The sequence below is a fragment of the Actinomadura sp. 1N219 genome (genome assembly GCF_044326405.1).
Lineage (GTDB): Bacteria > Actinomycetota > Actinomycetes > Streptosporangiales > Streptosporangiaceae > Spirillospora.
This window is the reverse complement of sequence record NZ_JBIRAY010000012.1, coordinates 279,268-299,116: the sequence shown is the minus strand read 5'-3', so window position 1 is coordinate 299,116 and position 19,849 is coordinate 279,268. Positions and strand designations below refer to the sequence as shown.

The 19,849-nt window shown below is 72.7% G+C and carries 18 protein-coding genes; 12 read left to right on the top strand and 6 right to left on the bottom strand.

Annotation, left to right across the window (positions count from 1 at the left end):
* Nucleotides 1-10 precede the first annotated feature (10 nt).
* Nucleotides 11-2,020, bottom strand: a complete 2,010-nt coding sequence (locus ACH35V_RS32125) for an ABC transporter ATP-binding protein (protein ID WP_395978180.1) — start codon at nt 2,018-2,020, stop codon at nt 11-13.
* Between the two features lie 204 nt (nt 2,021-2,224).
* Between ACH35V_RS32125 and ACH35V_RS32120 the strand changes: the two genes are divergently transcribed.
* The 6 genes from ACH35V_RS32120 to ACH35V_RS32095 all read left to right on the top strand — a co-directional run bounded on the left by ACH35V_RS32120 (nt 2,225) and on the right by ACH35V_RS32095 (nt 5,937).
* On the top strand, nt 2,225-3,346 hold the full coding sequence (locus ACH35V_RS32120) for an LCP family protein (RefSeq protein WP_395978178.1): 1,122 nt from the start codon (nt 2,225-2,227) through the stop codon (nt 3,344-3,346).
* A gap of 38 nt (nt 3,347-3,384) precedes the next feature.
* Nucleotides 3,385-3,681: a hypothetical protein gene (locus ACH35V_RS32115; protein WP_395978176.1), complete on the top strand. Its 297-nt coding sequence runs from the start codon at nt 3,385-3,387 to the stop codon at nt 3,679-3,681.
* Nucleotides 3,682-3,766: 85 nt separating this feature from the next.
* Nucleotides 3,767-3,925, top strand: a complete 159-nt coding sequence (locus tag ACH35V_RS32110) for a hypothetical protein (RefSeq protein WP_165969162.1) — start codon at nt 3,767-3,769, stop codon at nt 3,923-3,925.
* Nucleotides 3,926-4,141: 216 nt separating this feature from the next.
* Nucleotides 4,142-4,297, top strand: coding sequence for a hypothetical protein (locus ACH35V_RS32105; RefSeq protein ID WP_165969163.1), 156 nt, complete (start codon nt 4,142-4,144; stop codon nt 4,295-4,297).
* Nucleotides 4,298-4,382: 85 nt separating this feature from the next.
* A complete protein-coding gene (locus ACH35V_RS32100; RefSeq protein ID WP_395978173.1) occupies nt 4,383-4,871 on the top strand; it encodes a glutathione peroxidase in 489 nt (162 codons plus the stop codon).
* 151 nt (nt 4,872-5,022) lie between these two features.
* Nucleotides 5,023-5,937, top strand: coding sequence for an oxidoreductase (locus tag ACH35V_RS32095; protein ID WP_395978171.1), 915 nt, complete (start codon nt 5,023-5,025; stop codon nt 5,935-5,937).
* A gap of 21 nt (nt 5,938-5,958) precedes the next feature.
* Here ACH35V_RS32095 and ACH35V_RS32090 read toward each other — a convergent pair whose 3' ends face one another.
* From ACH35V_RS32090 to ACH35V_RS32075, 4 genes are all read right to left on the bottom strand, one after another.
* Entirely contained in the window at nt 5,959-6,534 is a 576-nt protein-coding gene (locus tag ACH35V_RS32090; protein WP_395978169.1) for a TetR/AcrR family transcriptional regulator, read from the bottom strand.
* A gap of 38 nt (nt 6,535-6,572) precedes the next feature.
* Entirely contained in the window at nt 6,573-7,115 is a 543-nt protein-coding gene (locus ACH35V_RS32085; RefSeq protein ID WP_395978167.1) for a methylated-DNA--[protein]-cysteine S-methyltransferase, read from the bottom strand.
* A gap of 93 nt (nt 7,116-7,208) precedes the next feature.
* Nucleotides 7,209-9,878 (bottom strand): DUF6493 family protein, encoded by a 2,670-nt coding sequence (locus ACH35V_RS32080; protein WP_395978165.1) that lies wholly within the window; start codon nt 9,876-9,878, stop codon nt 7,209-7,211.
* Complete coding sequence (locus ACH35V_RS32075) at nt 9,875-11,275, bottom strand: SWIM zinc finger family protein (protein WP_395978163.1); 1,401 nt, start codon at nt 11,273-11,275, stop codon at nt 9,875-9,877. Before ACH35V_RS32075 ends, ACH35V_RS32080 begins: the two co-directional genes overlap by 4 nt.
* Before the next feature lie 114 nt (nt 11,276-11,389).
* Here ACH35V_RS32075 and ACH35V_RS32070 point away from each other — a divergent pair, with 114 nt between their 5' ends.
* From ACH35V_RS32070 to ACH35V_RS32050, 5 genes are all read left to right on the top strand, one after another.
* Nucleotides 11,390-11,746: a hypothetical protein gene (locus ACH35V_RS32070; protein ID WP_395978161.1), complete on the top strand. Its 357-nt coding sequence runs from the start codon at nt 11,390-11,392 to the stop codon at nt 11,744-11,746.
* A 64-nt stretch (nt 11,747-11,810) separates the two neighbouring features.
* Nucleotides 11,811-12,134: a DUF3817 domain-containing protein gene (locus ACH35V_RS32065; RefSeq protein WP_395978159.1), complete on the top strand. Its 324-nt coding sequence runs from the start codon at nt 11,811-11,813 to the stop codon at nt 12,132-12,134.
* A gap of 77 nt (nt 12,135-12,211) precedes the next feature.
* Entirely contained in the window at nt 12,212-13,141 is a 930-nt protein-coding gene (locus ACH35V_RS32060) for a GNAT family N-acetyltransferase (protein WP_395978157.1), read from the top strand.
* Nucleotides 13,142-13,997: 856 nt separating this feature from the next.
* Nucleotides 13,998-16,394, top strand: coding sequence for an endopeptidase La (gene lon, locus ACH35V_RS32055; RefSeq protein ID WP_395978155.1), 2,397 nt, complete (start codon nt 13,998-14,000; stop codon nt 16,392-16,394).
* 139 nt (nt 16,395-16,533) lie between these two features.
* Nucleotides 16,534-17,007, top strand: coding sequence for a VanZ family protein (locus ACH35V_RS32050; protein WP_395978153.1), 474 nt, complete (start codon nt 16,534-16,536; stop codon nt 17,005-17,007).
* A gap of 11 nt (nt 17,008-17,018) precedes the next feature.
* On the opposite strand, the gene ACH35V_RS32045 is transcribed toward ACH35V_RS32050, so the two are convergent.
* Nucleotides 17,019-18,650 (bottom strand): nitroreductase family deazaflavin-dependent oxidoreductase, encoded by a 1,632-nt coding sequence (locus tag ACH35V_RS32045; RefSeq protein ID WP_395978151.1) that lies wholly within the window; start codon nt 18,648-18,650, stop codon nt 17,019-17,021.
* 176 nt (nt 18,651-18,826) lie between these two features.
* On the opposite strand from ACH35V_RS32045, the gene ACH35V_RS32040 reads away from it, so the two are divergent.
* Nucleotides 18,827-19,846 (top strand): Gfo/Idh/MocA family oxidoreductase, encoded by a 1,020-nt coding sequence (locus ACH35V_RS32040; RefSeq protein WP_395978149.1) that lies wholly within the window; start codon nt 18,827-18,829, stop codon nt 19,844-19,846.
* Nucleotides 19,847-19,849 lie beyond the last annotated feature (3 nt).

Sequence of the window (19,849 nt, the reverse complement as noted above, 5' to 3'; positions counted from 1 at the left end):
AGCCGGGCGTCTAGCCGGCCGCCTGCGGGTCCCCGGCGCCGTAGGCGGCGGCCTGCAGGGAGTACAGGTCGGCGTAGAGGCCGCCGCTCGCCATCAGCGCCGCGTGGTCGCCCTCCTCGATGACCCGGCCGTGCTCCAGGACGTAGATCCGGTCGGCGTAGCGGACGCTGGCGAGCCGGTGCGTGATCAGCAGGACGGTACGGCCGTCGGCGTGCGTGCGGATCCGCTCGAACAGGTTGTGCTCGGCCCGCGCGTCGAGGGCGGCGGTGGGCTCGTCGCAGATCAGCAGGGGCGCGTCCCGGAAGAAGCCGCGGGCGACGGCGAGCCGCTGCCACTGCCCGCCCGACAGCTCGGCGCCGCCCTTGAACCGGCGGTCCAGCAGCGTGTCGTAGCCGCGGGCGAGCCCCTCGACGACCTCGTCGGCGCCGGACGCGCGGGCGGCGGCGAGCATCGACGGGTCCTCGCCGTCACCGTCGCCGGGGGCGCCGGTCCCGTCGTCGCCGTGGCCCATCGTGACGTTCTGCCGCGCGGTCATCGGCCAGTGCGTGTACTCCTGCGCGATGACGGCGACGCGCTCCCACACGTCGTGCGGCGGCACGCTCGTCAGCGGCACGTCATCCCACCGGACCCGCCCGGCGTCTGGGTCGTACAGCCCGGCCATGATCTTGGCGAGGGTCGTCTTGCCGGAGCCGTTCTCGCCGACGAGCGCCACCACCTCGCCCTTGCGCACATGCAGGGAGACGCCTCTGAGGGACGGCTCGTCCGCGCCCGGGTAGGTGAACGCGACGTCCTCGACGGCGATGTCCGCGAAGTCGTCCGGGAGGCGGCCGCGCTTCTCCAGCGGGGACGGCGGCAGCGCGCGCTGCGGGATCCGCTCCTCGGCGGCGGCGCAGAAGCTCACGTAGTCGCCGAAGTAGAGGCCCTCCTCGTAGCAGTGGTTGACGGCGAACACCAGGTTGGCGAGGGAGGTCTGGCCCGTCCGGATCGCCAGCACCGCCGTGCCCGCCACCGCCAGCGGCACCGCGCCCTTCCACAGCATGACGCCCAGCGCGATGTAGACGAGCGCCGTCGCGACGCCTTTCAGCAGGTCGCCGGTGATCTTCACGATCGTCTGGCGGCGCGCCACGTCCAGCTCGACGTGCCGCTGGTAGGACGCCGCCCGGTCGTACTGCCCCAGCAGGAACCCCCGCATCGTGAACGAGCGCACCTCGGCGGCGTGCCTCCGGTCGACCATCAGGTCGGACAGGATCCACTTGCGGCGCGTCACCCCGACCAGCGAGAGCAGCATCAGATACCGCATCCGCGCGCTGCGGACGGACGCCCACCCCTCCGGCACGGCCGTGAGCAGGAGCAGCGGGAGCAGCACCGGATGCAGCACGCCGAGCGTCCCGGCCGCCGCGATCAGGCCCACGGCCGCGGTGAGGACGTCCACGGCGTACTGCACGACCATCGGCGCCGACATCATGCCGCGTCCCTCGGCGCGCTTGAGGTCGTCGAGGAAGTCGGAGTCGTCCAGCGCGGTCAGGTCCACACCCGTCGTCGCCTCGTACAGGCGCAGCTCGACCAGCCGCTCGACCTGCGGTTTCAGCCGCGCCTGCGCCCAGCCCGCGCCCGCCTGCAGCGCGGCCCGCAGCGCCACCGCGCCCGCCACCAGCGCCAGCGAGGGCAGCGCGTCGCGGACGCGCGACGGCGTCGGCGCGGCGCTGAACAGGGCCGTGAGCACGCCGGTCGTGGCCAGCAGCCAGAACGCGGTGAAGAACCCGGCCGCGAGGTTGAGGCCGACCGTCACGAGCGTGTCGGCGCGGCTCGCCCGCCAGGCCAGCCGCGACGCCTGGGCGATCACGGCGGGGAGCCGCCGGGCGATGGTGCGCATGCCCGTCTCGGTGAGCTCCTTGTCCCGCGCGTGCCAGTTGAGAATCACCTCGGGCAGGCCGGGATCGGGCGGCGGCTCCCGGCGGCGGCGGCGCGGGGGCGCCTCCCGTGTACGGAAACGTCGTAGAAAACGCGGTCGTGTGCCCATGCGCCGCCCTTCGCCCGTCCTGCCCGCCAGAGGCAGTGTGCTTCCTGGGAGGGACGGTGTCTGCCGCGTTTGTCACGTTGCGTGGTTATTCGGAGCAGTTGACTGTCATGCGGTGGAGGGACGCGCGAGAACCCCTAGGGTGTCTAGGGTTTATGCCAGGAGCGACGGCCGGCCGGCGGCCGGGCACGCAAGGAGGACGACCGCGTGGGGCGCAGCAGGGACCACTCCGCACGCTCGGAGCACCATCACGCCGCCTACGGGCGGGAGACGTACGGCGACCCTTACGACGACCCGTACGCCGGTGACCAGCTCGCCGGACGCAGGTACGACCAGGGCGGCCCGTACGACGGGCCCCCGCTCAGGCCGCGCCGGCGGCGGCGCCGCTGGCCGCGCGTCCTCGGCGTCCTCGCGGTCGTCCTGATCCTGGTCGTCGCGGGCGGGTACTTCTACCTCGACTCCCGGCTGAAGCGGGAGAGCGTCCTCGTCGACTACCCCGGCCGGGTCGCCGACACTCCCGGGACGAACTGGCTGATCGTCGGCTCCGACAGCCGCGAGGGCCTGTCCAAGGCCGACCAGAAGCGGCTCAAGACCGGCTTCTCGGGCGGCCGCCGCACCGACTCGATGATGCTGCTGCACTACGGCTCCGGCGGGACGTCGCTGATCAGCCTTCCGCGCGACTCCTACGTCCCGATCCCGGGGCGCGGGTCCAACAAGCTGAACGCCGCGTTCGCGTTCGGCGGCCCGAAGCTGCTCGTGCAGACCGTGGAGAAGGCCACCGGCATCCGCATCGACCACTACGCCGAGATCGGCTTCAACGGCTTCGTCGGCGTGGTGGACGCCGTCGGCGGCGTCGACATCTGCGTGAAGGACGACGTCGAGGACCCCAAGGCGGGCCTCGACCTCAAGGCCGGCTGCCAGACGCTCGACGGCGGGCAGGCGCTCGGCTACGTCCGGACCCGCGCCTACGCCCGCGCCGACCTCGAACGGGTCGAGAAGCAGCGGGAGTTCTTCGGCGCGCTGATGAAGAAGTCGACCAGCTGGGGGACGATCCTCAACCCGTTCCGGAGCATCCCGCTGGCGACCAACGCCACCAGCAACTTCCTGGTCGACGACGGCGACCACCTGCACCACCTCGTCCGCATGATGTGGGCGATGAAGGGCGTCAGCGGCAAGGACGGCGTGACCACCACGGTCCCGATCGGCGGCGGCGGCAGCTCGGCCAGCGCCGGCTCGTACATCACCTGGGACAAGGCCAAGGCGTCCAGGCTGTTCGAGGCGCTCCAGCAGGACCAGGAGATCCCGAAGGACGTCATCACGAAGGCGTGACCGGGATTGCGGGGCGCTCGCCCGGTTAGAGTCGGGTCATGCCGGATGTGACGCCGGACGGCGCCGCCGAGCTGGACGAGCTGCCGTCCAAGGACCTGTACGACCGCGCGATGAGCCTCGCGAAGGAGCGCCGCGACGTCGGCTTCCTGTGGGACCTGCTGCGCGCGATCCCCGCCGCCGCGGCGGCCACCGGGGAGGTCGACCGCGCCGAGTTCGACCTCTTCCACGGCCTCTCGCTGTTGGAGGAGTTCACGCACGCGGGGGAGGGCGAGCTGGCGGACGCGCTCCGCCCGTTCTACATCGAGTACCTCGCCGCGCACGCCAAGGGGACCTGACCGTCTCTTTGGCCGTTCTTGATCATCGTTCGGTCCCGCTTGGGCATCACCCTCCGTAGGCTATTGAGCGCGGAGGGTGGTTGAAATGAACAAGAAGCATATGAAGATCGCCGCCATCGCCTTCACGGCGTGGTACGTCATCAGCAGGCCCGAGGGGGCGGCGACTCTCGTCAACAACGCCCTGAGCGGACTCGGCACGGCCGCCGAGTCGTTGTCGCAGTTCATGAGCGCGATCCCTAGCTGAAGGACCCGCTCCGGTCTGCTGCGGGGAACGACTCCCCGCACCCCCCGGAACGGCTTTGGAGCCCCGTGCCCGCAGTGGCGCGGGGCTTCTTCGCGCGCGGGCAGCAAGCCGTGGCCCTCGCGTCAAGTAAAATCGCGCTTTGCGGGCAGACGCGCCTGGGCACAATGTGATCGGGTCAGTTGTGTCGTTGCGCTACAACCAGGGACGGCGTTACGGATGAAGAAGAACCTCCGTTATGTGGCGATCGCCTTCGTCATCTTCTACTTGCTGAGTTCCCCCACGGACGCGGCCGGAGTGGTCAACAACGCGTTCAGCCAGTTGGGACAGGCGGGCAACCAGCTCGCCGCGTTCGTGAACGCCTTGGGCACCTAGGCGGGCGCGCGGACGGACACACGCGTAGGGCGGGTACGTAGGTGGGACGGCCGGTCGCCGGGAGTGATCTCCTAGGATCGGCCTCATGTCTGTCTTCGACGTAGAGATCGACGGCCTCCGCGGCGGGACCGCGGACCTCGGGCAGTACCGGGGCAAGGCCGTGCTCATTGTCAACGTCGCCTCCAGGTGCGGCCTCACCCCTCAGTACTCCGGTCTGGAGCGGCTGCAGGAGCGGTACGCGGGACGCGGCTTCACCGTCCTCGGGGTGCCCTGCAACCAGTTCATGGGCCAGGAGCCCGGCACCGCCGACGAGATCGCGGAGTTCTGCTCGACGACCTACGGGGTCACGTTCCCGATGACCGAGAAGGTCGAGGTCAACGGCGACGAGCGGCACCCGCTGTACCAGGGCCTGGTCGGCGCGCCCGACGCCGAGGGCCACACCGGCGACATCCGCTGGAACTTCGAGAAGTTCCTCATCGGCCCGGACGGCGCGGTCGCGGCGCGCTTCGCGCCCCAGGCGGAGCCCGAGTCCGCCGAGGTCGTCGCCGCCATCGAGAAGAACCTCCCCGCCTGACGCCCGCGGCCGGACGCGCCCCTTCGAGCCGGGGGGCGCGTCCGGCGGCCGCACCCCGCGGCTGTGAATCGCGCCACATCGGGCCGCCCTTGTCCTCTATTGGGGGACGCGTCTAACTTGAGAAGTCGAGATATGACGCGGGAGGCGCGAGATGGGCGGATGGACGGCCGGCGACATCCCCGACCTGAGCGGGCGGCGGGCGATCGTCACCGGGGCCAACAGCGGCCTCGGCCACCACACGGCGCTGCAGCTCGCGCGGCACGGCGCGGCCGTCGTCCTGGCCTGCCGCAGCGCCGAGCGCGGCCGGGCCGCCGCGGACCGGATCAGGGCCGCCGCGCCGGACGTCGACGTCGTCCTCGGCCTGCTCGACCTGGCCGACCTGTCGTCCGTCCGGGCGTTCGCCGCCGAGCACGGCGACGCGCCCCTCGACGTCCTCGTCAACAACGCCGGGGTCATGGCCGTCCCGCGCGGCTCCACCGCCGACGGGTTCGAGACGCAGTTCGGCACCAACCATCTCGGCCACTTCGCGCTCACCGGGCTCCTCATGGACGCGCTGCGCGCCGCCCCCGCGCCCCGCGTCGTCACGCTGACGTCCGGCTTCGCCTGGTCGGGGCGCCTGCGCTTCGACGACCTCCAGGGCGAGCGCCGCTACCGCAAGTGGGCCGCCTACGGCCAGTCGAAGCTCGCGAACCTGGTCTTCGCCAAGGAACTGGACCGGCGCGTGCCCGAGCTGACCAGCGTCGCCGCCCATCCCGGCTACGCCGCGACGAACCTCCAGCAGACCGGGCCCAAGCTGCAGGGCAGCACGCTCATGGAGAGGGCCTTCGGCCTCGGCAACGCGCTGATGGCGCAGTCGGCCGCCGCGGGCGCGCTGCCGTCCCTCTACGCCGCGACGGCCCCGGACGTCCGGGGAGGCGCCTGCTACGGGCCCCGCCTGCTCCAGTACCGGGGCGCACCGGCCAAGGTGGTCACGCCGCCGCATGCGGACCGTCCGGGCTTGGGCGAGCGCCTCTGGCAGGTCTCCGAAGACCTCACGTCCGTCACCTACGCCCCCGCGCCCGCCTAGGCCGCTGGGCCCTCCGCCGGGTCAGGCGAGGCCGCGGACGGCCTGCGCCAGCGTCGCGGCGATGACGGCCTCCGCGTTGGACGGGTCGCGCTGCGCGAGCCGGGCCGCCGCGTCGACCAGCCCCTGGATCAGCTCGGCGCGGAGCGCGGGTTCGGGAATGCCGCTCTCCTCCAGCGCGGCGGCGAGCGGGCGCAGGAGCTGCGCGTGGCCGTCCCGGATCCGTCCGAGGGCGGGCTCGGCGAGCGCGTGCTCTACGAGGGCGACGGCGGCGGCGTGCCGGCCGTCCGTCATGACCTCCAGCTGGGACCTGATGTAGGCCTCGACCTTGCCGCCGAGGTCGTCCGGGCCGGCGAGCGCCCGCTCGACGTGCGACGCCCAGCGGGGCAGCTCCTCCTCGACGATCGCGGCGAGCAGGTCGTCCTTCGACTTGAAGTACTCGTACAGGCCAGGCCGCGACAGCCCCACGCGCCTGGCCAGCGCCGCCAGCGACAGCGCCTCGATGCCCTCCTCGGCGACGAGCGCACGCGCGGCGTCGAGAAGCGTCCGCAGCTGCCGCGCCCGATGCGCCGCGACGGTCGCCTCACTGATCTTCGGCACCCGCCCATTCTACGTTTGCCGACGATCAGCGGGCATGGTCACGGCGCGCGGTTGATGTCCCAGTCGAGGGTGGCGGGCAGCGCGCCCTCCATCGTCAGGAGCCAGCGCTTGACCTCGACGCCGGAGCCGCCGCTGTAGCCGCCGAGCCCGTTCGAGGCGACGACGCGGTGGCACGGCACGATCAGCGGTATCGGGTTGCTGCCCATCACCTGCCCGATGGCCTGCGCGTGGACGCCCGTCCCGCTGCGGTCGCCCAGGTCGCCGTACGTGACGACCTGCCCGTACGGGACGGACTCGTACAGCGTGGAGAGCACCTGCCGCTGCACGTCCGACGTGAGCCGCCAGTCGATCGGGACCTCGAAGTGCTTCAGGTCGCCGGTGAAGTAGTCGCGCAGGGCCGACAGCGCGGGGGCCAGACGGTCGGGGGCGTCCACGACGGGAAGCCCGGCCGCCTTGGCGGTGCGTGCGCGGGCGGCGGGCGTGTCGCGGAAGTGCAGCGCCGCGACCCCCGTCTCGGTCTCGGCGACGAGCATGCGTCCGAGCACGGTGTCGACCGTGCCGAACGCGAGGGTCTCGGTCATCGTTGAGCGCTCCTTCCGGCTTCCGGCGCGTCCAGCGTCGCATGCGGGTCCGTCATTCGGTCTTCGTCCTCTCCTCAACACCGGGGGAGGGCGTCACGTTGCGAGGGTCCGGTGGAGGCGGGCGGACTCCTTCACCAGGCGGCTGGACCCACCGCGGGACGCCGCGTCCGCGACGGCCGGGATCGCGCCCCTGGCGCCCGTGATCTCGGCGAGGCGGGTGGCGAGCGCGATGAGGTCCGGCAGGCCCGCTGGGGCGCGCTCACCCGGCTCGGGGAGGGCGTGCGGGAGGGCGGCGGCCAGCACCGCCCACACGGCGGCGTGGGCGCCCGCGTCGGCGGCGGCCGTGAGGGCCTTCACGGTGCGCGGGACGGTGACGGTCCCGGCGGCGGCGAGCCGTCCGAGGGCCGTGCCCGTCCCGGACGCCGGGAGGCCGCCCCGGCCGGCGAAGGCGAGGAACGCCTCGACGGCGACGGCGCGCTCGCGCTGGTCCCGGTTCGCCAGCGCGCAGGCCAGGAGCGTCCCGGTGGCGGCGCCCGCGGGCCCGTCGGCCTCGGCGAGGTCGAGCAAGAGGGCGCCCTGGCCCCAGCCCTCGTCCTCGGTGCCGACGACATAGGGGAGCAGGTGCGCGGCGGCGACCTCCCGATGGGACGGCATCACGGACGGCCAGAACCCGGTGAACGCGTTGTAGATCGAGCCTCCGTGGTCCGTCCAGCCGGTCCTGGGGAGGGCGCAGAGGCGGGCGATGTCGGATTCGCCGGGCACGTCCACCGTGGACAGGACGTGGGCCGGGCGCGGGAGGTCCTGTCCGCCGACGGACCTGACGGGCTCGTCGGGGAACGCGCACTCGACGGCCGGGTCGGCGAGACCGCCCCCGGCCAGCCAGGACGCGACCGTCCGGCCCGCGTCCGACGCCAGGCCCTTCGCGCGCGCCACCGCCGCAGGGTCGATCTCGCGGGGGACGCGCAGCATGGCCTGCGCCAGGTCGGCCCGGCCGGGCTCGGCGCCCGCGTCCTCCAGCCGTCCGAGGCGGGCGACCAGGACGTCCGGGTCGATGTGCCCGCTGCCCTCGGTCGGCGTCGCGAGCAGGACGGGCGCCTCCCCGAGGGCGGACACGGCCTCATGCCTCCGCCAGGCGAGGAACCGCTCCATCTGCGGCAGGAATTCGCTCCGTCTCCCGAAGATCCGGGCACGGCCCTGTGGGCGGGTGCGGCCCTTGACGAAGGCGGCGCGCATCTCGCCCACCTGGGCGGGGGTGTCGCCCGGAAGCAGCAGTCTCCGCACGGGGAACTGGATCCAGCTTCCCCGGACGTAGGAGCGCGCGTACGAGTGCTCCAGGCTCGTCAGGAGCCACGGCGAGTGGTCGGAGCAGACCTGCCGGAACGCCTTCCTGGTTCCGTCGAGGTCGCGGTAGGCGAACTCCACGATCGCGGCCAGGAAGCGCTCGATCGCGGACCAGTTCTCCTCGGCGCCCGTGAGGGCGATGAACTCCTCGGCCAGTTCGGTGAGGGACCCGATCGGGGCGGGCGCCTCGCGCGGCGTGAAGGGCGGCGGGGCCGCGAGCGGCTCGGGCTCGGGCTCGGCGGCGGCGACCTCCCCGAACGCGGCGGCGATCGCGGAACGCAGGTCGGCCGGGAGGTCGGCGGCCGCGTCCCGGACCTCGGCGCGGACGGCGTCGCTCGCCGGGGACGCGTGCTTCGCCGCGATCTTGACGGCCCGTTCCCGCAGGTCGAGCGCGTCCGAGGTGAACACGGCCGGGACGGCGCGCAGCGTCGCGTCGACCCGGCCGCGGGCGCGGGCCGTCCGGTCGAGCCAGGTGAGCGCGGCCCGGACGAGCTTCTTCTCCGGCCGGAACAGCACCGCGCCCGCGGCCTCCTCGAACAGTGACTCGTCCAGGCGTCCCAGGTCGTCGGCCCGGCGCACCTGCCGCAGCGCCGCGTCCGCGACGGTCGACGGCGCCACCGGCAGGAGCCGGACGTAGTCGCGCACGCGAGCCGCCGCCTCCTCGGCGGTGGGCTCAAGCTCGTCGTGCAGCCGGACGAACCAGCGGAGGTTGTTGGGCGTGCCGCCGCGCAGGAAGCGGCTGACGCAGCCGTCCAGGAGGGTCTTGCGGTCGAGCCGTCCAGCGCGGGCCAGATCGCCGAGCGCGGCGGCCCAGGTGCCTTTGCGGGTCTTGTCCCACTGAAGCCTCGTCTCGTCGAAGGCGAGGGCCCCGCCGACGCCGTCCGCCTCGAAGAGCCGGGGGACGAGCGCGTCGAGGAACGGGTCGTCGGCGAGCTTGTGCGGGCTGACCTCCGTCACCCACCCGACCACGAAGCCGTCGGACGCCGGGGGAGCGGCCCCGGCGGACTTGGCGAGCGCGGCCGCGATGTGCCAATGGGCCCAGTTCTCCTCGGAGACCCGGACGCGGGCGCCGACCCTGTGCGCGACCTCGGCGCGCCACTCGTCCGGACGGATGGACGCGAGGTCGCACAGCACCGGGAAGCCCATGTCCTCGCTCATCCAGGGCCGCAGATCCGACCGGCTCAGCCAGGCGGCAGCGGCGGCGGGGCCGCTGATCGTGCCCGCACCGGCCAGCAGGAGCGCGTGCACGAGCCCCTGGTCCAGAAACCCGAACTCCGATGCCGCGCGCAGCTTCTTCAACAGGCCCGGCAGCTCTTTGGCGACGGCGCGCCGGCCGGGTTCGTCCAGCGCGGCCACCAGCCGCGCCGTCCGTTCCCGGTCGCCGGACTTGACGGCCTCCTGGACGCCGTCCCACGCGCTCATCGAGCAGCCTCCACGGTCTCCACGGCCTCCACGGCCGTCTGGTCGTCGCGGCGGACGATGCGCGCGGCCAGGACGTGCTTGCACGGCCCGCGCTCACCTCGATGGTCGAACCACCACTGGCACGTGCACGTCTCACGGCCGCCCTCCTCGAAGCGGACGTGCCGCTCGCTGCCATTGCTCAGGACGATCGCCGTGTCATCTGCCGTGAACCGCACGGCACCCTCGTCGACAAGCGCGCGCGCCGAGCGCAGCCGGGGGTTGAGGTTGGCAACGCGAGCCGGGTCGTACGGAAGCTCACGGTGGAAGAACGCGGCCTCGGCGGTGTCGAAACCCACTCGGCCGGACGTCCCCAGCTGCGTCAGCGCCGACTTCGTCCGCGAGAGGCTGAGACCAGACCGCTCGGCCAGCAGATCGGGTTCGACACGCGGCTCGAACGACAGCAGCGCACCGAGCAGGTCGGCGTCTCCCGCTGCCTCGTCGGTCGAGATGGCGTCCAGCACGGCACCCTCACCGGAGAAGCCGCGCGAGTGCTGGGGAGACAGCGTCAGGACGTACCGCATCCCAGGCAGCTCCAGTTCCCAGACGCTCGACACGGGGGCGGTGCCGTCCGCGATGGACGGTCCGTACACGCGCAGGGCCCGTGCGAAGCGGAGCAGCGGCGTCATCGTCCGCAGACGGTCAGACCCGGCCAGGCACACGGCGCCGGCGGTAGGACGAGGCGCGAGCCGCAGCGTCCGACCGGCGGGAACGGCCCACAGCGCCTCCCGCTGCCCGCGCGGCATGGAACGCATGAACCGCACCGCGTCCGCCGCCTTCAACTCGGCGCGCAGGTCGAATCCGGCCGTGATGACCTGGACCTCGGCGAAACCCCGCAGCCACCGGTCGGGCAGCGGGACCTTCTTCTCCACGACGGCGCCGTCCATCGTGGTCACGGCCAGTTCCTCCGCGCCGACCGCCAGATGCAGCGGATCGGAGCCGCCCACCCGGGCCAGGGCCTCGCGAAGCGGGCCGTTCACGTCGACGTTGGTCGTGCCGCGCTCGTGCACGTCGCCGTCCATCGCGGGCTCCAGCACGTCCAGCCGGGCGTACACGCCGCCGCAGGCCGAGAACGACTCCATCCGCAGCCGGTCGCCGTTGCAGGTGACGACGGGGTCGCGGAACGAGGTGGGACGCGGCTGGTGGTACCGGGTCTGCGCGACGTCGGCCAGCGCCAGCAGCGCCGCCGCGGCCGGGGCCGCCTGCGTGAGGACGCCGCTGAAGAAATGCGGATGCGGTCGCGGCCCGGCGGTCGTCGTCCCGCCGGACGTCGACAGCCCCAGAAGCCCGCCGTCCAGCCCGGACGGCCGCGTGTACGTGTACGCCTGGGCGGTCCCTGCCGCCACGGTGCTGCTCGCCATGCCGCGAACGTAGAGCCAGGTGCCGACAAATTATGGATATTCCGCTGATTAGGTGATCTGGCCTGGGGCGGGGTCGGGGACGGGTCCCGCGGGGGCGGCGGTAGGCTCGGGAGCGTGCGACGGTTCCTCACCCCTGGCTGGATCGGGCTGCACGTGCTCGCGATCGTGCTGTGCGGCACGTTCCTCGGCTTCGGCTGGTGGCAGTACGACCGGGCGCAGAGCGGCAACGACCGCAGCTGGGCCTACACGTTCGAATGGCCGATCTTCGCGCTGTTCGTGATCGTGATGTGGGTCAAGATGATCCGCGACGAGCGGTCCGGCGCCGCCCCCGCGCCGAAGGTGATCGAGGAGCCCGCCGAGGCCGAGGTGAAGCGGGAGATCATCCGGCTGCAGGAGGAAGAGGACCCGGCGCTCGCGGCCTACAACCGCTACCTCGCGCGGCTCAACTCCCAGAGCGGCGGACGCGGCTGACCCCGCCGCGCGCCCGGCCGTCAGGAAAGGCGGGCCTGCGGGCCGTCGATGAAAGGTGTGTTCTGTGGAAGGCGCGGTGACCCGGTACCGGATCCTGGCGCTGGTGGTCGGCACGCTGCTGGTGCTGCTGGCGATCGGCATGGTCCTGAAGTACGGCCCGACCGACATGCCCGCCATGGCGGGCGTCGTGGCGCCCGTCCACGGCTTCCTCTACATGGTCTACCTGCTGGTCGCCTACGACCTGTGGCGGCGCACCGGCTGGCCGCTGAGCCGGATGGTGCTCATCGTGCTGGGCGGCATCGTCCCGCTGATGACCTTCTTCGTGGAGCGGCGGATCGTCCATGACGCGCGGGCGCTGCACGGCGCGAAGGCCGAGGCGAGCGCCTGACCGTCCCTCCCGGGGGCTGGAATTCCGGCCCGCCCGTCGCGTAATGTTTGACTCAGTCAAACGTTAGGAGGCGGAGCATGGAGGTGACCGAGGGGGACGTCGGCACGGTCCGGGCGTTCAACCGGTTCTACACCGGCGTCATCGGCGTGCTCGGCGAGGGGCACGTCCGGACCCCGTACTCCCTCACCGAGGCGCGGGTGATCTTCGAGCTGGCGCAGCGGGACGACACCGAGGTCCTCGACCTGCGCCGCGACCTCGGCCTGGACGCCGGCTACCTCAGCCGGATGCTCACCCGGTTCGAGGCCGACGGGCTGGTCGCGCGGGAGCGCTCGCCCGGCGACGCCCGCCGCCAGGTCGCCCGGCTCACCCCGCACGGCCGCGAGGTCTTCGCGATGCTGGACGAGCGGTCCGTGACCGAGATCCGCGGCCTGCTGGACGGGCTGCCCGCCGGCGACCGGCGGCGCCTCCTCGCCGCGATGCGCACGATCCACGACGTCCTCGGCGACCGGCCGCGCGGCCGGGACGGCGACGTCGTCCTGCGCCCGCTGCGGCCCGGCGACCTCGGCTGGGTGGTGGAGCGCAACGGCGCCCTCTACGACGTGGAATGCGGCTGGGACCGCACCTACGAGGCGCTCGTCGCCAAGGTCGTCGCCGACTACGTCCACGATCACGACCCGGAGCGGGAGAACGCGTGGATCGCCGAATCCGGCGGCGTCCGGCTGGGCGGCGTGTTCTGCGTCCGCCGCGACGACGACGTCGCGCAGCTCCGCCTGCTGCACGTCGAGCCCGAGGCACGCGGACTGGGCGTCGGGGGCGCGCTGGTCGGCGAGTGCGTCCGCTTCGCCGCCGGCGCGGGATACACGGAGATGATGCTGTGGACGACGGCGCTCCAGCGTCCGGCGCACCGCGTCTACGAACGCGCCGGGTTCGTCCTGGAGGAGGAAGAGCCCCCGGCGGAGCGCTTCGGGGACGTGGTCCACGGGCAGGTCTGGCGCAAGAAGCTGTGACCGGGCCCGTGGGGCGTTCGCGCCTCCACGGGCCCGGCTCCGCAGCGATCCCTTGATGTGCTGCGCAGGCGGCCGGGACGGGGGTCGGACGGAGTTCCGGCCGCCTGGGTTTCACCGGCATGACGCCGGTTCGCGCTGAGGACCGATTACCACCTCCCCTCCACAGAGAGCCGGGCGGGGGACCCGCCCGGCGAACGGGGGAGACGCCGTCGAGGCGCCCGGATGTCTGGGGCCGGGCCGGCGGCACAGCTGGAGGATGCCGCTGGCCCGGCCATGGGGGACGCCGGGGCCGCGGGGGTGTGCGGCGCCGGGGTCCGGGGGTGGCCGGAGATCAGGGGGGAGTTCGCGGGCGTCGGCCCGGCCGGTCCGATACGGCCGAGAACCCGAGGTGTGCCGCCGGGCGCCCCCGTCGCGGCGCCCGTTGGGGGACGGCGCCTGCCGCGGTGGGACGAGCCGTGGACGCCCTCGGCCGTACGGACCGGGCCATGCACGGAGGGGGCCGTGCCGGTCTCACGCTCAGTACGGTGCATCCGGGCCCCCTCCCGCATCGTCACCTGGGCCTTTGCCGCCCCGATGATCTTTCATTCACTCATAGTCACGATCTCGTTGCGGTAAGTACCCTCGCGTCATGCGGACGTAAACCGCGCCCGCCGCAAAGAATCGTGATCAAGAACGGGACTTTGCCTCGGCATTGCCCGCGATGTTTTCGGCCGCCTCTCGCGCCTCCGCCGCCACACCGCCGCGAGGTTGATCGCTCAGAGCGAACGTTGCTGCGGAAACAAAATCCTGCTCCGTTTTCTTGAGTGGAGGTGACTCAACTTACGGTTGGGTCCACTGGACGGATTTGGAGCTGAGCATGAGCGAGACCCTGACGCTGCCGGTGCTGCCCCTGGACGACGGGGCCGTTCTGCCCGGCATGGTGGTGCCGCTGGACCTGTCCGAGAGCGGCGAGGTGCGCGCCGCCATCGAGGCCGCGCGGGCGGCGGCGCAGTCCAAGGGGCCGGGAATCCGGTCGGCCGGCAAGCCGCGGGTGCTGCTGGTGCCCCGGTTGAACGGGCAGTACGCCGCTGTCGGCACCCTCGGCGTGATCGAGCAGGAGGGGCGGCTGCCCGGCGGCGAGCCGGGCGCGGTCGTCCGCGGCGTGCAGCGGGTGCGGATCGGCACCGGGACGACCGGGCCGGGCGCCGCGCTGTGGGTCGAGGGCACGCTGATCGAGACGCCGCCGGAGTCCGGGCGGGCGCAGGAGCTGGCCAAGGAGTACAAGAGCCTGGTCAGCGCGATCCTGCAGAAGCGCGGCGCCTGGCAGGTCGTGGACATCGTCCAGCAGATCGACGACCCGTCCACCCTGGCCGACAACGCCGGGTACGCGCCCTACCTGTCGGACGAGCAGAAGATCGAGGTCCTGGAGACCCCGGACGTGGTGGAGCGGCTCACGCTGGTGATCGGCTGGGCGCGCGACCACCTCGCCGAACTGGACGTCGCGGAGACGATCCGCAAGGACGTCCAGGAGGGCATGGAGAAGACGCAGCGGGAGTTCCTGCTGCGGCAGCAGCAGGAGGCCATCCGCAAGGAGCTGGCCGAGCTGAACGGCGACCCCGCCGACGAGGAGGACGACTACCGGGCCCGGATCGAGGCCGCGAACCTGCCCGAGAAGGTGCGCGAGGCGGCGCTGAAGGAGGTCGACAAGCTGGAGCGGTCGTCCGACGCCTCGCCGGAGGGCGGCTGGATCCGGACGTGGCTGGACACCGTCCTCGACATCCCCTGGAACGACCGGACCGAGGACGCCTACGACATCGGCGGCGCCCGCGAGATCCTGGACGCCGACCACGCCGGGCTCGACGACGTCAAGGAGCGCATCGTCGAGTACCTGGCCGTGCGCAAGCGGCGCGAGGAGCGCGGCCTGGGCGTCGTGGGCGGACGCAGGAGCGGTGCGGTCCTGGCGCTGACCGGGCCTCCCGGCGTCGGCAAGACGTCGCTTGGCGAGTCGGTCGCGCGGGCCATGGGACGCAAGTTCGTCCGGGTCGCGCTGGGCGGCGTCCGGGACGAGGCCGAGATCCGCGGCCACCGCCGCACGTACGTGGGCGCGCTGCCGGGACGGATCGTCCGGGCGATCCGCGAGGCCGGCTCGATGAACCCGGTCGTCCTGCTGGACGAGGTCGACAAGGTCGGCGCCGACTACCGCGGCGACCCGACCGCGGCGCTGCTCGAGGTCCTCGACCCCGAGCAGAACCACACGTTCCGGGACCACTACCTGGAGGTCGAGCTCGACCTGAGCGACGTGCTGTTCCTCGCCACCGCGAACGTGGTGGAGGCCATCCCCGGCCCGCTGCTCGACCGGATGGAGCTGGTGGAGCTGGACGGCTACACCGAGCACGAGAAGGTCACGATCGCCCGCGACCACCTGCTGCCGCGCCAGCTCGACAAGGCGGGGCTGGAGGCGGCCGAGGTGGGCTTCGGCGACGACGCGCTGCGGCTGCTGGCGGCCGAGTACACGCGGGAGGCGGGCGTCCGGTCCCTCGACCGGTCGATCGCGCGGGTGCTGCGGAAGGTCGCCGCGAACGTGGCGCTGGAGAAGGCGGAGCTGCCGGTCTCGATCGGCGCGGGCGACCTGAAGGACTACCTGGGCCGTCCGAGGTACACGCCGGAGGTCGAGCTGAGCAGGAACGAGCGGCGGACGGGCGTCCCCGGCGTCGCGACGGGCCTGGCGGTGACGGGCGCGGGCGGCGACGTCCTCTACATCGAGGCGTCGCTGGCCGACAAGGAGACCGGCGACACCGGCGTGACGCTCACCGGGCAGCTCGGCGACGTCATGAAGGAGTCGGCGCGGATCGCGCTCAGCTACCTGCGGTCGCGGGGCGCCGAGCTGGAGCTGCCGGTCGGCGACCTGAAGGACCGCGGCGTGCACGTCCACGTCCCGGCCGGCGCGATCCCGAAGGACGGCCCGAGCGCGGGCATCACGATGACGGCCGCGCTGGCGTCGCTGCTGTCGGGCCGCCCGGTCCGCTCGGACGTGGCGATGACCGGCGAGGTGTCGCTGACCGGGCGGGTCCTGCCGATCGGCGGCCTGAAGCAGAAGCTGCTGGCCGCGTCCAGGCTCGGGATCACCACGGCGATCGTGCCGAAGCGCAACGAGCCGGACCTCGAGGACGTCCCGGACGAGGTCCTGGAGAAGCTGACGGTCTTCACCGTCAGCGACGTCCGCGAGGTGCTGGACCTGGCCCTGGAGCCGGCCACCACGGCGATCGCCGCCTGATCGCCTTCGTCTGACGCCCGCGCCGGGCTTCCGTTCCGGCGCGGGCGTTCGACATTAACCTCCGATTCGGGCATTCCGTAATCCGCGAGCGTGAATGGCCGGTCACGCGGCGGGGAGCAAGCGCCGGGTGTTCGCAGAAATGTGGCAACGCGCAACGCCCGATCAGAAAGTCCCCTGGTACGTCGTGGCCCTCCGCGTCGTCGTCGTGGCGGCGGCGCTGGGCGGCCTCGGCGTCTTCTTCTATTTCGCGTTCAAACTGACATTGACGCCCGTCCGCGACCGCGGCCAAGCGGGCGGAAACACCGACCCCGGCCGTTCTCTCCGCTTCTATCTGGACCGTCCGACCAAGGACGCCGCCTTCCAGATGGGCGGCAACCTGATGCTGCTCATGCCATTGGGCGTGCTGCTCCCGCTCGTCTGGACGACCCTCCGCGGCCCCGTCCGGCTGGTCCTCCTGACCGCCGTTCTGTCGCTGGCCATCGAGACGGTCCAGGGCGCCTTCGTCATCGGACGGGCCTTCGACGTCGACGACGTCATCCTCAACGTCATCGGCGTCCTGATCGGATATCTCCTCCTTGGCCGCCGCCTCTCGAAAACGCTTCGCGGCCCCTGAGTGAACTGAGGTCAGCGCGGGGTGAGGCGGAAAATCCTCAATTGGCGTGTCGTGCGTTCCACGTAGCGGTCGTAGACGGGCCAGACGGCGATGAGGCGGGGCCAGATCGCGGCGCGTTCTTCGTCGTCCAGCAGATGGGCCGTGACGGGAATGGCGCGTCCCTGGAAACTGATCTCGGCTTCGGGATGTTTGAGGAGGTTGCCCGTCCAGGCGGGGTGCTTTTCGCGGCCGAAGTTGGAGCCGACGACGTACCAGCCGCCGTCCGTTCCCGTGCCCGTTCTTGGGGCCGGGGCCGGGGCCGGGGCAGGGTCGGGGAGGCATGCGAGCGGGGTGTGGCGGGGGAGGCCGCTGACGGCGCCGGTCGTCGTCAGGACCAGGCTCGGGACGAGGAGCTGGCCGAGCAGGAAACGGCCGCCGGTGAGCCTGTGCAGCGTCCGGTCGATGGGCGGGACGACCTTGGGCCCCACCCTGGAGAACCACTCGGCGCCCGAGATCCGCTGGAAGACCGGGCCGAACACGCGCTGGACGAGGGTCGGCATCGGCTGCTCCTCGATGCGGGGCGTGGGCGGGGCGGGGCGCAGGGGAAGGGCCGGGCGCGGTCCCGGCCCCGGGTTGGCGAGACGTCCGGCCCGGTGGGGAGCGAGGTGGCCGCTCTCCGCCAGCCAGCGCAGCGCGTCGGCGACCGTCTCCTCGACGGGACGCAGGGTGAGGTCCAGCGCGTCCAGGACGGGACGGTCATCGGTCGGCACCAGCGTGACCATGAACTCGGCGGCGTCGCGGGTGAGCGGGTAGTCGAAGTCGCGGACGCGCTTGGCGGCGTCCAGCGCCGAGCCGAGCCCGAGCATCAGGCGGTTCGGGACGCGGACGCGGCGGCACCGCACGCCCGTGAGGCGGTCGCAGAGGTCCGCGTACTGCGGCCACGTCAGGTAGTGGCCGCCGAGCACCCAGCGGCTGGGCGGCCGCCGGGCCCCGACGGAACGTGCCAGCGCCTCGGCGAGGTCGCGGACGTCGATGACCGAAACGCCGCCGCCCGGAAGTGGCCACACCTTGCCGAGCGCGGCGGCGAGCCCCTCCATGAGGGCGTCGAGCGTGGGCTGGCAGGGGCCGCACACGCCGCCGGGGTAGACGATCGTGACCGGCGCGCCGTCGTCCTGGAGGCCGCGCGCGTACCGCTCGGCGGCCAGCTTGGACCTGCCGTAGCCGGTGCGCGGGCTCGCGAGGGCTCCGCCGGCGGTGATGACCTGCGCGGACGGCGGGACGAACACCGCGACCGTCGACACATGCACCACAGGGCTCAGCCCCTGGGCGACGGCCCCGCCGACCACGTTCCGGGTGCCGCGCACGTTGACGTCCACGAGGTCGAGCGGGCCGCCTGCCACCCCACGTGGGCCGGTCACGCCGATCGCGGCGGCTGCATGGATCGCGGCGTCGCAGCCTTCGAGCGCCTCGGAGACCGCGTCCGCGTCCAGCATGTCGCCAGGGACGAGTTCCACGTCCTCGGCGGCGACGCCGATCGCCTGCAGCACCTTCGCGGTCCTCCCCGGGTCGCGGACCAGGGCGCGCGGCCGGTGCCCGGCGGCCAGGAGCGCGCTGACCGTGTGAGACCCGACGAAGCCGGAGGCGCCGGTGACGAAGACCCGCATGTCGGACAAACTAGCGCTTGGTCTGAACGGGCGGTACCCGGCGCGCTGCGCCGTCCGCGAGTAACCGCCGAGTTTTCGGACACCTCCATTGCCGATAAGGCTTCCCTCGCTCGTTGACGAGGCTGGAACGCTCCAGCACACTCGTGTCTCACCTACCGCCGTCCGGGAGGGGATCAATGAGGATCGGTCTGGCCGGCGCGGGGCGCATCGGGGCGCGCCACGCCGCGGCCATGTGCGCATTGCCCGAGGTGGACGCCCTGGTCATCGCCGACGCTGAGCCGCGCCGCGCCCGCGATCTCGCCGCCCGCCTGGTCCCCGGGGCCCCGGCCTGCCGCGTCACGGCGGCGGACGAGGTCGAGGACCTGTTCTCGTCCGGCCTGGACGGGCTGATCGTCGCGGCGGCCACGGACGCGCACGCCTGCCTGGTGGAGCGGGCGGTGTCCGCGCGGATTCCGGTGTTCTGCGAGAAGCCGCTCGCGTCGGACACTGATGGAACGTTCCAAACAGTAGCGGCGGCGGCCGCCGCCGGGGTGCCCGTGCAGGTCGGCTTCCAGCGCCGGTTCGACGCCGGGAACGCGGCGGCGCGCGAGGCGCTGGCGTCCGGGCGGCTCGGCTGGCTGCACACCGTCCGCTCGTGCAGCTTCGACCCAGCGCCGCCGCCCGCCGAGTACGTCCCGACGTCGGGCGGGCTGTTCCGCGACTGCGTCATCCACGACCTGGACCTCATCCGCTTCGTGACGGGACGCGAGGTAGTCCGCGTGATGGCCGCGGGCGCCAACCGGGGCGACGACTTCTTCCGCGAGTGCGGCGACGTGGACACCGGATCGGCGCTGCTCGTCCTAGACGACGGGTCGCTCGGCGTCGTGTCGGCCACCCGCTACAACGCCGCCGGGTACGACTCGCGTCTGGAACTGTTCGGGTCCAAGGACAGCATCGTCGCGGGCCTGGACGACCGTACGCCCGCGACCGCGCTGCCCGAACGGGGCGAGGAGCCTAGGGCCGCCTACAGCGGGTTCATGGAGCGTTTCGCCGACGCCTACGACGCCGAGCTCCGCGCCTTCGTGGACGTGGTGGCCGGACGGCGCGGCAACCCATGCCCGCCTGAGGAAGCCCTGGAGGCGTTCTACCTGGCCGAGGCGTGCGAGCTGTCCCTGCGTGAGGGACGCGTCGTCAGGACAGGGGAGGTGCGGCGATGAGGG